This window comes from Pseudoclavibacter sp. Z016 (assembly GCF_002931215.1).
Taxonomy (GTDB): domain Bacteria; phylum Actinomycetota; class Actinomycetes; order Actinomycetales; family Microbacteriaceae; genus Pseudoclavibacter.
The window spans coordinates 87,820-100,751 of record NZ_PSTU01000011.1; the positions used below are offsets into that span (position 1 = coordinate 87,820).

Consider the following 12,932-nt stretch of genomic DNA (forward strand, 5'->3'; position numbering starts at 1 on the left):
CCCCCCGAGGCTCAGACCCCGGGGCGCCCTAGTCGAGTCGGGGCGCTGGCTCCTCGCCGGCGAGCTCCCGCGGCCAGGGTGGGTTGGCGCCCGCACGCGCCACGGTGACGGCCGCGCTGCGTGCGGCGGTCGCGAGGGCCGCATCCGCCCACGCATCTTCATCGAGGCCTTCGACGAGCGCGTGGCGGGTGCTCGCGGCGGAGACGGCGTGCAGGAGTCCGGACATGAAGGCGTCGCCGGCGCCGACGGTGTCGACGACGCGGACCGGCGGAGCCTCTGCGGTGAGCTCACGCCGTGACGTGCGTGCGAGTGCGCCCTCGCTGCCGCGGGTCATGACGGCGAGGCGCGCTCCGAGCGTCGTGAAGCGCCGCAGCACCTCGGAGGGGGAGACGCCCGGGTAGAGCCACTCGGCGTCTTCGTCGCTCAGCTTCACGACGTGGCTGAGCGAGGCGAGGGCTTCGACGCGCTCGCGCACCGAATCGCGGTCGCCCATGATCGCCGCGCGCACGTTGGGGTCGTAGCTCGTGAGGATGCCGCCGCGCGCCCTGGCCTCGGCGAAGGACGCACGGACGACGGCGCCGCCGGGGTCGACGACCGCGCCGATCGACCCGGTGTGGAGCACGTCGACGCCATCGAGGTGCGGCGTCGGCAGCGAGAAGTCGAGGTCGAACTCGTAGCTGGCGCTGCCCTGCGCGTCGAGGGTGGCCTTCGCCGTCGAGGTGCGCTCGCCGTCGAGTGCTCCTTCGACGAGCGCGACGCCGGACTCCTTGAGGTGCGTGAGCACGAGGCGCCCGAGCTGGTCGTCGGCGAGGCGCGCGGCGAGCTGGGAGGGATGGCCGAGACGCGCGAGTCCCACGGCGACGTTCATGGGGGAGCCGCCCGGCAGGGCGCGCCCCTCCGGGGAGCCGGCGTCTCCCGGCAGGAGGTCGACGAGGGCTTCACCGAGCACGAGTGAGCTCGCGAGGTGGGTGATCGTGAGGTGACCCGCGGAGTCGTGGCGCTCGGACCTGTCGTGGCGTTCGGAACTGGACGCTGTGCTGTCGGTGGATGGTTCCCGCTGGTTCATGAGATCGCCTCCGGTGCGACATCGCGACCGCTCAGCCACATGAGCAGGTCGATGGCTGTTCCCCGGACGGCCGGCCCGTGGCCGAGCGTCAGAGATCGGTCTGGTGAGGCACCCGCGTCGATCGCGACGAGGGTGCGGTCGGCGGCGAGCTCCCGGCCGCCGCCCATGGCGACGGGCGTCTTGCGCTGGTGGGCGATCGCCTCGAGCACCGCGGCGCGCGGGTACGTGTGGGTGATGCCGAGGGGCCTGCGGATGTCCTCGCCGTGCACGAACGCTTCCACGTAGCGCGTTGCCGCGGGCGTCGGTGCGCTCGAGGTGCGTCCGGCGGCGGCTCGGAAGCGCTCGAGCGTGTCGCGCGGATGCTCCTGCCGCTCGGCTTCCATTCCGCGCTGGTTGAGGGCGTCGAAGTCGAAGCGCGCCGACGCGAGCTGCGCGACGAAGCTGAACGGCGTGGTCTTCGCGTCGTTCACCAGGTGCGCGAGCACGTCGTGCACCGTCCACCCCGTGCAGAGGGAGGGAGTCACCCATGCGGTGTCGTCGAGCCGCTCGAGGTCCGCGATGAGCGCCTCGCGCTCCGCGTGCACGACGCTCCAGGGTGCTCCTGATCGACTCACGTGCACGACGCTACCGCCTCGGCGAGCTCCCGGCGAGCCGCAGATGCGGCTGGGAAGTCAACCCCGCGCGGCGCAGGGGCGCCGGTCCGTAGCCTCGGGGCGAACCCCAGGGATCTCCGGGGGCCCGCTCGAGGCAGGCGCCCGTTCTCCCGCGAAGAGAGGAATCCTCATGCGCGCACTCACCTGGCAGTCGACCGGCAAGGTCACCGTCGAGACGGTCCCGAAGCCCCTGATCCAAGAGACGGGGGATGCGATCATCCGCGTCACCTCGGCCGCGATCTGCGGCTCCGACCTCCACCTGTACAGCGTCTTCGGACCGTTCCTCGCGAAGGGCGACATCCTCGGCCACGAGACGATGGGCATCGTCGAGGAAGTCGGCGACGGCGTGACGAAGCTCAGCGTCGGCGACCGCGTGGTCGTGCCGTTCGTGATCGCCTGCGGCGACTGCGTCGCCTGTCATTCCGGCCTCTCCACCCAGTGCGAGGTGACGCAGAACACCGATCAGGGCACCGGTGCCGAGCTGTACGGCTACACGGAGCTGTACGGATCGGTGCCAGGCGGGCAGGCGGAGTACCTGCGCGTGCGCCTCGCCGACAACAACGCCATCAAGGTCGGCCACGAGCTGTCCGACGAGCGGTACTTGTTCCTCAGCGACATCCTCCCCACGGCCTGGCAGGGCGTCCAGTACGCGAACGTCCCGGCGGGCGGAACCCTCGCGGTCCTCGGGCTCGGACCGGTTGGCCAGTTCGCGGCACGCATCGGGAAGCACCTCGGCTACCGAGTGCTGGGGGTCGACCCGGTGCCCGAGCGTCGCGCGCTCGCGGAGCGCTACGGGGTCGAGGTCTTCGACTACGACTCGCAGACCGCTGAGGCCCTCCGCGCCGCGACCGAGGGGCGAGGCCCAGACTCGGTGGTGGATGCGGTCGGGCTCGAGGCGCACGGTGCCGGTGACGGCAGCGGGATCGCAGAGATCGCGCAGAAGGGCGCCGGGCTGCTCCCGGATGCGCTCGCCAAGAAGGTCATCGAGACGGTCGGCGTCGACCGTCTCTCCGCCGTCATGCTGGCCATCGACGCGGTGCGCCGCGGCGGGACGGTCTCGCTCAGCGGCGTGTACGCGGGAACGGCCGACCCGATGCCGCTCATGACGATGTTCGACAAGCAGCTGACGCTGCGCATGGGCCAGTGCAACGTGCAGCGGTGGATCCCCGAGCTGCTTCCGCTCGTCGAGGACCGCAGCGATCCGCTCGGCACCGAGGACCTCGTCACGCACCGTATGCCGCTCGAGGATGCGCCCCGCATGTACGAGGTGTTCCAGAAGAAGACGGATGGGTGCATCAAGGTCGTCCTGAAGCCCCGAGGCTGACGCGCGACGGCTGAACGCGCGACGGCTGAACCCGTGCGGCTGATGCACGTCGGCTGATGCACCGAGGCTGATGCACCACGGCTGGCGGATGACGGGCTGGCAGATCATGGGCTGGCAGAGATCATGGGCTGCCAGCCGTTGCGCGTCTCGCAGGGCCGACCAGGCGTCCCATGCGGGCGCCTGGTCGGCACGCGGAAGATCTCCCTCGCGCGCTGCAGCGCTTGACCTGTCAGCGAGCGACGTGCCTGGCGAGGTTCTCGAGAGCCTGGGTCCAGCCGTCGTAGATGTTGTCATCACCCGGCTCGCCCGCGATGCCTCGCACGTGCAGCGCGACCTCGGTCTCGTCGCCGCTCGCGGTGACGTCGACGGTCACGACAGGGGACTCCGCGGGGTCGTCGTCGGGGGAGCCCCACGTGAAGACGAGCCGGTCGGGTTCCGAGACGAGGAGGTAGGTGCCCGCCGTCGGATACTCCTCACCATCCTCGTCGTTCACCATCGTGTACCGGTAGGTGCCGCCCTCGCGCACGTCGACGGCGATGGAGTCCCGCGGCGTCGAGACCCCGGCCGGGTGATGCCAGAGGGTGAGCTCGTCTGGGTCGGTCCACGCACGCCAGACCCGCTCGCGGGGAGCCCCGACGCTGCGGTGCAGGGTGAATTCGGGTTGGGCGACGGCTTCCGGACTGGTCATGGCGTCTCTCCTCTGCCTCTGTCGACTCGAGGGCAGCTGCAGTTTCGTCAGCGTGCGAGCCGAGCTGGCAGCAGGCTAGGTGCCACGGTTTGGAGTCGCCTCGGAGCATCCGGAGCATCCGGAGCATCCGGAGCATCCGGAGCATCCGGAGTGCCCGGGTCGGCCAGGTCGTCCGGGCCGGTCGGAGCGGCTGCAGGGTGCGATCAGAAGAGCGGCCAGGGGGCGGCGGGCATGTCGCCTTCAGGGGCGGGGAACTCACCGTCCTGAACCAGTCGGTCGACGCGCGCTGCGAGCTCGTGGAGCTCGACGTCGGACAGCAGCTCGGACAACCGCGCCCCGAGCCCGGAGTCGCGTTTGTCGTCGAGTGCCGCCCGGAGCTTCCGGACGCTTGCCAGCTCCTCGCCCGTGAACCCCTCGCCGACCCAGCCCCAGAGCACGGTGCGCAGTTTCGGTTCGGCGTGGAAGGAGAGGCCGTGGTCGACGCCGTAGCGGTGGCCGTCGGCCATGGCGAGGACGTGTCCGCCCTTGCGGTCGGCGTTGTTGACGATGGCGTCGAAGATCGCCATGTGGCGCATGGTCTGGGAGTCCTCGTGCACGAGGACGACCTCGCGACCGGTCTCGTCCTCGCCCGTGAGCACGGTCCGCCATCCGGTGTCGGGCACCTCGGAGGCGTCGACGAGGTCGACGGCATCCTGAGATTCGTCGATGTCCTGCCACAGCTGCAGCATGCCTGGCCCGAATTGGCCGTCGCCGAGCCAGGTGCGGGGCACGATGTTCCAGCCGAGGCACTCGGAGACGAGGTAGGCGGCGACCTCTCGCTTGGCGAGGTCGTTGTTCGGGAAGTCCCACAGCGGGCGTTCGCCCTGTGAGGGCTTGTAGACGACTTCGACGGGTTCCTCACCGGGCACCGTGTAGTTCCCGACGAAGGAGGCGTTGGAGGCGCCCATCAGCCTCGCGGTGAGCTCGAGGGTCGGCCCGTTCGGCGTCGGCTCGACGGACGAGGTCCCGTCGTCGGGTGTGTCATCGTGCGCCACGTCAGCGTTCGGTTCTGTGTTCGGTGCTGGGTCGGTCACAGGCCGTCGTCGGCCGGGCAGTCGTGGCCTTCGGGGTCCTTGGGGAGGCCGCAGCGCGGGCAGAGCGATCGGCCGGCGCCCACGATCTCGAGGGTGCGCTTCGCGAAAGCTCGGGCCGAGCCGACGGGGATGCGGACGCGCAGCAGCTCTTCCGGCTCGACGGCTTCGACGAGCTCGTCGAGGCCCGCCATGCGGGCGAGCTCGGCCTCGAGGGCCTCGGTGTCCGCATCCGCGTCGATCTCGAGTTCGACTTCGACCACGGGGATCACCTCGAGGATGACCTGCGCGGTCGCCGGCTCCCAGCCGAGGCCGATGGTTCCCACGCGGAAGCGCCCGTCGACGGGCGTGTCGAGCGGTTCCTCGTCGATGAGCTCGATGGGGGTCGAGCTGGGCACGCTGTAGCGGTTCCCGTCCTCGAGCATCAGCTGGTCGAGGATCTCGTCGACCTTCTCGGCGAGCAGGGCCGACTGCTCCTTCTCGAGGATGACGCTGATGACGCGGGCGCCGTCGCGGGCTTGCAGGTAGAAGGTGCGCTCGCCGGGCTTGCCGAGCGTGCCGACGATGAATCGGTCCGGCCAGTCGAATTCGTGCACGAGGGTCGTCATGGTCTCAAGCCTATGCTCAGGACGCTCTGCCCGCGCCGCCGCCGACGGTCGCGTCGCCCGAGTGGGACGCGCCATCCGGGGAAGTCTGGGCCGGGACGAGCCAGTCGAGGTCGCCAGCATCGGAGTTGATGATGGGGACGCTCGGGCGCGCCTTGCCGTAGCTGATGATCGAGGTGGAGGCGGGGCCGACTGCGAGGCGCTGGAACAGGTCGAGGTGCATGCCGAGGGCGTCGGCGAGGATCGACTTGATGATGTCGCCGTGGCTCACGGCGACCCACACGGCGCCGGGTCCGAACTCGCGCTCGACCTCCGCGTCGTGGCGGCGAACGGCGGCGACTGCCCGGGACTGCATGGTCGCCATCGACTCCCCGTCGGGGAAGGTGACGGCGGAGGGCTGCGTCTGCACGCTCGCCCACAGCTCCTCCTTGGCGAGGTCGGCGAGCTTCCGGTTCTGCCAGGCCCCGTAGCCGCACTCGGTGAGGTCGTCGTCGACGAGGTCGAGGGCCGGCTCCAGGTGCGCATTCGTGAATGGTGCCGTCGGCTGCTGGGCGCGAATGGCTGCAGCTGTCTCGAGGCAGCGCTCGAGGGGGCTCGTGACGAGCCGCGCCAGGGGCACCGCAGCGAGGCGAGCCCCGGTCGCTGCGGCCTGCGCGCGGCCGGTCTCGTCGAGGAGGACTCCGGGGGTGCGTCCCGCGAGCAGCCCGCTCGCGTTCGCAGTGGTGCGTCCGTGTCGGACGAGGATGACGGTGGCCATGCGGCACAGCCTAGGACGTGCGCGGCGGCGGGAGCCGGGCGGGCGTCCAGGTCCGAGCCGTGCGCGTCGGGAGGCTCTGTCGTCGGGAGGCTCTGCTGTCGGGAGGCTCCTGCGTTCGGAGGCTCCCGGGGCGCGGCCGCGACGGTCACCGTTCCGTGAGCTGACCGCCCTCGACGTGCCAGGCGCGGTTCAGCTGCACGGTCTCGAGCATCCGCCGGTCGTGCGTGACGAGGAGGAGAGTGCCCTCGTAGCTCTCGAGGGCCTGCTCGAGCTGCTCGATGGCGACGAGGTCGAGGTGGTTGGTCGGCTCGTCGAGCACCAGCAGGTTGACGCCCCGGGCTTGGAGGAGCGCGAGCCCTGCCCGGGTTCGTTCGCCGGGGGAGAGCTCGTCGGCGCGGCGTCCCACGTGGTCCGCCTTGAGGCCGAATTTGGCGAGCAGGGTGCGCACCTCGGCGGTTGGCCAGTCGGGCACCTGGGCTTCGAACTGCTCCGCGAGCGGTGCTGGCCCGGTGAGGGCGGCCCGTGCCTGGTCGATCTCACCGAGGGCGACGCTGGAGCCGAGGCTCGCGGTTCCCGAGTTCGGCTGGATGTGCCCGAGCAGCAGGCGCAGGAGCGTCGATTTTCCTGCGCCGTTCGGGCCGGTGATGCCGATGCGGTCACCGGCGTCGACCTGCACGGAGACGGGCCCGAACGTGAAGCTCCCGAGGTGCAGCTCGGCGCGGGAGAGCGTCGAGACCACGGAGCTGGAACGGGGAGCCGTGCCGATCGTGAACTGCAGCTGCCATTCTTTGCGCGGCTCCTCGACCTCGTCGAGGCGCGCGATCCGGCTCTCCATCTGGCGCACCTTCTGCGCCTGCTTCTCGCTCGACTCCGTGGCCGCTTTCCGCCGGATCTTGTCGTTGTCCGGTGCTTTGCGCATGGCGTTGCGCACGCCCTGGCTCGACCATTCGCGCTGCGTCCTGGCCCGCCCGACGAGGTCCGCCTTCTTGTCGGCGAACTCCTCGTACTCCTCGCGCGCGTGGCGCTTCGCTGTTGCCCGCTCCTCGAGGAAGGCCTCGTACCCGCCGCCGTACACGTGGTTGCTGTGCTGGGCGAGGTCGAGTTCCAGCACGCGGGTGACGCTCCTGGCGAGGAACTCGCGGTCGTGGCTCACGAGGACGACGCCACCGCGGAGGCCCTGGATGAACGCCTCGAGCCGTTCGAGCCCATCGAGGTCGAGGTCGTTGGTCGGCTCGTCGAGGAGCACGATGTCGAAACGGGAGAGCAGGAGGGCGGCGAGGCCGACTCTCGCGGCCTGGCCGCCGGAGAGGGAGGTCATGAGGGCGTCGGCGCTCAGCTCGAGTCCGAGCTCGGCGAGGACGACCGGGAGGCGCTCTTCGAGGTCTGCCGCTCCGCTCGCGAGCCAGCGCTCGAGGGCGACGGCGTACACGTCGCCGGGGTCCGGGGCACCTGGCTTCGCCTCCTCGGCGAGGGCCTCGGCCGCCGCATCCATCTCCGCGGTGGCTTCGGTGGTGCCGGTGCGGCGGCCGACGTACTGGGCCACGGTCTCTCCCGCGACGCGCTCGTGCTCCTGGGGGAGCCAGCCGATGAAGGCGTCCGCCGGGGCCAGCGACACGCTGCCCTCCATGGGCTCGTCGATGCCGGCGAGGAGTCGCAGCAGCGTCGACTTGCCCGCGCCGTTCGCGCCCACGACGCCGACCACGTCGCCGGGGGCGACGACGAGGTCGAGGGACGAGAAGAGCGTGCGGTGGTCGTGGCCACCCGCGAGATCCTTGGCGACGAGGGTTGCGGTCATTGCTCTATGTTCGCGCACTCTGGGAGCCCGTGCAGACGGCTCGCGGGCTCGCGCACCTCTGCGGCATTCGGCGGCGACCACTTGACCGGGTGCGGGGCCGGGTCGACACTGAACTCGCAGCCGACATACCTTCGCTGGCTGCGTTGCCGCTCGTCTCCGGATGCTTCCGGCTCGTGGGCCGCGGAAGAAGGTTCGGGAGAGGACAGCCAGTGGCAGAGACGCCGTCGAACCCGCCGCAGGAGCCTCCGCTTGGAGGGCCACCGAAGCCGCCTCATACCCTGGGCCGTGCAGCTTCAGGCTCACCGAAGCGAATCGTCGCGTTCGTCGTGACGGGGGCGCTCGCGGTCGCCGCGGTTCTCCTCGGTGCGGAGGTGCTGCGGGTGAGCGGCGACACCATCGAGCAGGGGGACCTCGCTGCGTTCTACGTGCAGCCGGACGGGGACATCCCCACAGAGCCAGGGACGCTGGTGCGCAGCGAGCAGCTGTTCGGGACTCCGATCGGCTCGCAGGCGTGGCGCATCCTGTACTCGTCGACCGACCTCCACGGGGCTCCGGTGCTCCTGTCCGGGGTTGTCGTCGTCCCGGACGGCGAAGCCCCCGCAGACGGGCGGACGGTACTCGCGTGGGGTCATCCGACGACCGGCACGGATCCATCGTGTGCGCCGTCTCGGGCCTTCGATCCGTTCATCGGCATCGAGGGGATGCGCCTCATGCTCGACCGGGGCTACGCGGTCGTCGCTACCGACTACCTCGGCATGGGGGTCACCACTGCGGACGGAGCGCAGGCGGGGCAGGACTCCTACCTCGTGGGGGAGACGGCGGCGCGCAGCATGCTCGACTCGGTGCGAGCCGCTCAACAGATCGACCCAGTGCAGGCAGGCGACGACGTCGTGCTCTGGGGGCACTCGCAGGGCGGTCAGGCTGCGCTCTTCGCGGCGCAGGAGGCGCCGAGCTATGCGCCGGAGCTCACGATCGCCGCGGTGGCCGTCGCGGCACCCGCCGCTGACCTCACGAGGCTCATGGGGTCGCACCTGGACGACATCTCCGGGGTCACGATCGGCTCGTACGCGTTCCCGGCGTTCGCCGAGGTGTACGCGAGTGTGCCGGGCGCGGAGCTGTCGAGCATCCTCACCCCGGCCGCGATCGACAGGGCTCCGCAGATGAACTCGCTGTGCCTGATGAGCAGCCTCACCGAGCTGCACGACATCGGGCAGCCGCTCGTCGGCGAGTTCACGCTGAGCGACCCCACTACGGCGGAGCCGTGGGCAACTCTCCTGCGCGACAACTCGGCCGGGAGCAAGGGAATCGATGCGCCTCTCTTCGTCGCGCAGGGAAGCGCCGACGAGCTTGTGCTCCCGGCCGACACGGCTGCGTTCGTCGCCCACGAGGAATCGATCGGGATCGAAGTTCACGCCGTGACCGTGCCCGGAGCGAGCCACGGAACTATCGCCTACGAGGCGCTCCCCGAGCTCGAGCGCTGGCTCGAGTGGCACGTGCCCACCAACGGAGGTCCCTGATGCTCGAGTTCCCACGCCCCGCATCCGTCGGTCTTGCGTTCGCCGCGACAATCGGGCTTGCTGTCGCCGTGAGCGGATGTTCGACGCAACCCACAGCGACGTGTACTGCCCGTGGTCCGCGAAGATCACCGAGATCGAGGTGCTCGAGTAGCGGCCATCAGGGGGCGGCACGCCCAGATGGTGGCGTCCCCGGGTGGGTGGCGGGGTTTCGAGCGGTGTTGACTGACTCGCCGGGCGGATTGACCGGCCCCGTCTGATGGGCCCGCCGGTGCTGTCGTGGCACCTGGCCGGTTGCGCGGATCCGGGGCGAGTCCACGTCTCGCGTGCACGTCGTTCGGAGCCTCGAGTGCTTCCCTGGGATCAGTCGGGCCGCAGTCAGTAGCCCGCGAAGATCCGAGCGCAGTGAGGCGGCGAAGATCATGGGAGTCACCAACATCGACGAGGGAGTTCCCGAGGGCGAGGAGCGGTGGCGAGACGAAGGCGGCTCCGGTGAGAGCACGCACTTCCACGCGCACGGCTGGCGTCCCGACCCCGTGGTGCCGAACTCGGCGCCGTCAGCAGGGGCCGCACCCGATGGGGTGACGCCGCCCGCCCCGGTGCCGACCGGCGCGGACGAACAGGCCCGCTAGCTCAGGGCCGCTCGCTCACAGCGGGACTCGAGGTCGCGCAGGAGGAGACGTGTCCGAGATCGCGTCCGGCACGACGCTGAGCGGGGCAGCCCTGGACTGGAGCGCTCGGTATGACGCAGCCGCACGGGGCAGCCCAGCTGGGTGCGCCGGTTTTGCGGCTGGGCCGCTAGCCGGACGCACCTGAAATCCTGATGCGGCCGCTTGCAGCTGGGTCCGCCATCCGGACGCACCGCTGTGCAGATGCACCCGCTGTCCGGATGCACCCACTGTGCAGATGGGCCCGCTCTGCAGCTGGTCAGGCGATCTGGCTGGGTCCGCTACCCGGCTGTGCGGGTGTTGGCGGGAGCGCGGCGTCCGGTCCGGCGGCGCCGGGGACGTGCCGCCGCGACGTCCGACTGGTCGTGCTCGACGGGGAAGAGGGCCTCGGAGAGAGCCTCTTGGGCTTCGTCGAGCGTCCCGTAGTCGCCGATGCTCTGGCCCTGGGGGCCCTGGAGGGTGTGCAGTCCGGTGTCTGCGATCGTGATGAAGCCAGCGAACTCGTCGCTGATGGTTGCCGCGTACACGTCGTCGTCGGCTTGTCGCCAAGAGACTCGAGGTGCGGGCAGGGTGAATGGTATTGCGAGTGTGATGCGATTCTTCGTTTCGTTGCGGCGCAACCCGCCAGCGTTGGCGGGGCGCGTTCTTTCAAGCATGTGTGCGCCGCTGTGGGCGCCTGCTGGTCAGCCGACTCGTGCTCGTGAGCAGGGTGGGCGTCTCGGACTTGGGTCCTGGTGGCCACGGATCCGGTGGCGCGGATGGCGACAGGCAGGATCTGGAATGTCCGCGAGAAGCGGGGTGACCATGCGTCGACTCAACCACTATACGGCACGAAGCCTGAATGAGAAGGTTTTCTCATGAGCGATGACATCGACGGCAGCGTCTGCGGGCCGCCTCTTTCGCTGACGGCGCTGCTAGTCGGTGGCGACCGGGTCGAGCGTCGGGTACTTCGGCGTGCGCGAGTCACCTGACGACTTGCCGGTGAGCCGACGGCCGATCCAGGGAAGCACGTACTCACGCCAGTACTCGGAGTTGCGGGGTCGCTGGATGCTGGGGGTCTGGGGCCCGAAGTCAGGTGCTGGCACGTCGAGGGCGGTGAGGACGTTCGCGGCGACCCTCCGGTGGCCGCTCACACCCATGTGGAGGCGGTCGCGCGACCAGTAGTCGAGGTGGCGCAGCTCAGGGTCCGCCCAGTTGTCGACGAAGGTGATGCCGGGTTGCGGCGGCATCTTGGCGTGCACCGCGGCGGCGAGCGCGTCTCCGCGCGCGGCGATGCGCTTACCCATGGGGAGGTGGTCCGAGGGGTTCGCGCCCGAGAGGAGGATGACGTGGATGCCGGCGTCGAGTGCCTGCTTGGCGCCGTCGACGAGCCGCTGGGCGACGTCATCGATGGAGACGCGGGGGCGGAGGATGTCGTTGCCGCCGCCGTTGAGGCTCATGAGCTGCGGCTTGAGGGCAATGGCGGCGGGGAGCTGCTCTTCGAGGATCGCGTCGAGAAGTCGCCCCCGGATGGCGAGGTTCGCGTAGGTGACCGGCTCCGGCGACGAGACGGCGAGACCCTGCGCGACGAGGTCAGCCCAGCCGCGCACCCGGCCATCCGGCAGCTCATCGCCCACGCCCTCGGTGAAACTGTCACCAACGGCGACGAAACTCGTGAATCCCATGGGGAGAGTCCATCACACCGGAGCGCCCGCGCCGCTCAGGAGCGGAGACGCGCGCCGGAGCCAACTCGCGCTCTTCCTGCTGCCTCGGCGGCGGGGGGGGGAGTTCAGAGCCGAGCTGCTGTGCGGGACGCAGCCCTGCTCTGCTCTGCCCTGCTCTGCTCAGATCAGGCAGGCGTCGCCCTCGCAGGCGATGCCTGCGTCCCCCAGCATCGTGAAGCCGCCTGCCTGAACGGAGCCCGGAGCGGCGTCCGAGTTTGCGTCAAGGGCACCTGGGCTCACACCCGAAGTTTCCGTGTCTGCAGTCGCGGCCGCAGCAGTGGTGGGGGCGTCGGTCGTGGCGGTGGCGGACTCGTTCACGCCGTCGGTCAAGTGGTCGGTCACGCGGTCGTGTTGTCGCGGTCGGTGGTGACCTTGTTCAGGACATCCGCGAAGGTCGCCGCTTCCTGGGCCCCGGAGACGCCGTACTTGCCGTCGATGACGAAGAACGGGACGCCTTGGATGCCGTACGCCTGCGCCTGCTGCTGGTCGGCGAGGACATCGTCGTGGTGGACTCGCTCTTCGAGCGCGTGCACGGCAGCGGCGCGGTCGAGGCCAAGCTCTTCGGCGAGGTCGGCGAGCACTTCGATGTCGCTGAGGTCGCGTCCTTCGACGAAGTAGGCCTTGAGGAGGCGCTCCTTCGCGTCGAGCTGGCGGCCGTTGGCCTTCGCGAAGTGGATGAGCTCGTGCGCGCGCACGGTGTTGACGTGCTGGACGGAGTCGAAGTCGTAGTCGAGGCCGACGTCCTTCGCGATGCCGGTGACGCGGTCGAGCATCTGCTCGACCTGCACGACGGGGAGTCCCTTGCGCTCGGCGAGGTACTCGGTGGTCGAGCCGTGGAAGTCGATGGGCGTATCGGGGGACAGCTCGTAGCTGTGGTATTCGATCTCCACGGTCGGGGCGTCACCCGACGCGGAGAACTGCTCGATGCCGCTCTCCAGTTTCCGCTTGCCGATGTAGCACCAGGGGCAGGCGATGTCCGACCAGATGTCGATGCGGATCGGAGCCTGGGTTGATGCGGCCTGAGATGTGTTCTGCGCTGCTGTCGTCACACGCAATGCAACAGGGCCCCTTTCTCGCCTATTCCCAGGC

General features: G+C 70.1%; 14 protein-coding genes. 3 read left to right on the plus strand and 11 right to left on the minus strand.

The genetic code is table 11. The annotated features are described in order from the left end of the window. Positions 1-28: 28 nt before the first annotated feature. Both C5B99_RS06590 and C5B99_RS06595 read right to left on the minus strand, forming a co-directional pair. Complete coding sequence (locus C5B99_RS06590; protein ID WP_104240996.1) at positions 29-1,066, minus strand: carbohydrate kinase; 1,038 nt, start codon at positions 1,064-1,066, stop codon at positions 29-31. Beyond that, a complete protein-coding gene (locus C5B99_RS06595; RefSeq protein ID WP_104241971.1) occupies positions 1,063-1,680 on the minus strand; it encodes a maleylpyruvate isomerase family mycothiol-dependent enzyme in 618 nt (205 codons plus the stop codon). Before C5B99_RS06595 ends, C5B99_RS06590 begins: the two co-directional genes overlap by 4 nt. 169 nt (positions 1,681-1,849) lie before the next feature. On the opposite strand from C5B99_RS06595, the gene C5B99_RS06600 reads away from it, so the two are divergent. Next, positions 1,850-3,043 carry a zinc-dependent alcohol dehydrogenase gene (locus C5B99_RS06600; protein ID WP_104240997.1) on the plus strand — a complete coding sequence of 398 codons (1,194 nt, stop codon included), beginning with the start codon at positions 1,850-1,852 and terminating at the stop codon, positions 3,041-3,043. A 229-nt stretch (positions 3,044-3,272) separates the two neighbouring features. Here the strand turns inward: C5B99_RS06600 and C5B99_RS06605 are convergent, their stop codons facing one another. The 5 genes from C5B99_RS06605 to C5B99_RS06630 all read right to left on the minus strand — a co-directional run bounded on the left by C5B99_RS06605 (position 3,273) and on the right by C5B99_RS06630 (position 7,958). Further along, positions 3,273-3,731 carry an SRPBCC domain-containing protein gene (locus C5B99_RS06605; protein ID WP_104240998.1) on the minus strand — a complete coding sequence of 153 codons (459 nt, stop codon included), beginning with the start codon at positions 3,729-3,731 and terminating at the stop codon, positions 3,273-3,275. A gap of 203 nt (positions 3,732-3,934) precedes the next feature. Next, a complete protein-coding gene (locus C5B99_RS06615) occupies positions 3,935-4,678 on the minus strand; it encodes an SCO1664 family protein (RefSeq protein WP_104241973.1) in 744 nt (247 codons plus the stop codon). Between the two features lie 122 nt (positions 4,679-4,800). Continuing rightward, on the minus strand, positions 4,801-5,409 hold the full coding sequence (locus C5B99_RS06620) for a DUF3090 domain-containing protein (RefSeq protein WP_104241000.1): 609 nt from the start codon (positions 5,407-5,409) through the stop codon (positions 4,801-4,803). A 16-nt stretch (positions 5,410-5,425) separates the two neighbouring features. Further along, positions 5,426-6,163, minus strand: a complete 738-nt coding sequence (locus C5B99_RS06625; RefSeq protein ID WP_104241001.1) for an MSMEG_4193 family putative phosphomutase — start codon at positions 6,161-6,163, stop codon at positions 5,426-5,428. A 145-nt stretch (positions 6,164-6,308) separates the two neighbouring features. Further along, positions 6,309-7,958 carry an ABC-F family ATP-binding cassette domain-containing protein gene (locus C5B99_RS06630; RefSeq protein WP_104241002.1) on the minus strand — a complete coding sequence of 550 codons (1,650 nt, stop codon included), beginning with the start codon at positions 7,956-7,958 and terminating at the stop codon, positions 6,309-6,311. A 209-nt stretch (positions 7,959-8,167) separates the two neighbouring features. Between C5B99_RS06630 and C5B99_RS06635 the strand changes: the two genes are divergently transcribed. Together C5B99_RS06635 and C5B99_RS06640 are read left to right on the plus strand one after the other, a co-directional pair. Beyond that, positions 8,168-9,475: a lipase family protein gene (locus C5B99_RS06635; protein ID WP_258063094.1), complete on the plus strand. Its 1,308-nt coding sequence runs from the start codon at positions 8,168-8,170 to the stop codon at positions 9,473-9,475. A gap of 419 nt (positions 9,476-9,894) precedes the next feature. Continuing rightward, positions 9,895-10,104 (plus strand): hypothetical protein, encoded by a 210-nt coding sequence (locus C5B99_RS06640; RefSeq protein ID WP_104241003.1) that lies wholly within the window; start codon positions 9,895-9,897, stop codon positions 10,102-10,104. Between the two features lie 317 nt (positions 10,105-10,421). On the opposite strand, the gene C5B99_RS06645 is transcribed toward C5B99_RS06640, so the two are convergent. The 4 genes from C5B99_RS06645 to C5B99_RS06660 all read right to left on the minus strand — a co-directional run bounded on the left by C5B99_RS06645 (position 10,422) and on the right by C5B99_RS06660 (position 12,892). Then, positions 10,422-10,667 (minus strand): hypothetical protein, encoded by a 246-nt coding sequence (locus C5B99_RS06645; protein ID WP_104241004.1) that lies wholly within the window; start codon positions 10,665-10,667, stop codon positions 10,422-10,424. Between the two features lie 387 nt (positions 10,668-11,054). Beyond that, complete coding sequence (locus C5B99_RS06650) at positions 11,055-11,804, minus strand: SGNH/GDSL hydrolase family protein (RefSeq protein ID WP_104241005.1); 750 nt, start codon at positions 11,802-11,804, stop codon at positions 11,055-11,057. Positions 11,805-11,963: 159 nt separating this feature from the next. Next, entirely contained in the window at positions 11,964-12,185 is a 222-nt protein-coding gene (locus C5B99_RS06655; RefSeq protein WP_104241006.1) for a hypothetical protein, read from the minus strand. Then, the gene (locus C5B99_RS06660) at positions 12,182-12,892 is read right to left on the minus strand and encodes a DsbA family oxidoreductase (protein WP_258063095.1); all 711 of its coding nucleotides are present in this window, start codon (positions 12,890-12,892) and stop codon (positions 12,182-12,184) included. The genes C5B99_RS06655 and C5B99_RS06660 overlap by 4 nt, the downstream gene beginning before the upstream one ends. Positions 12,893-12,932: the final 40 nt, after the last annotated feature.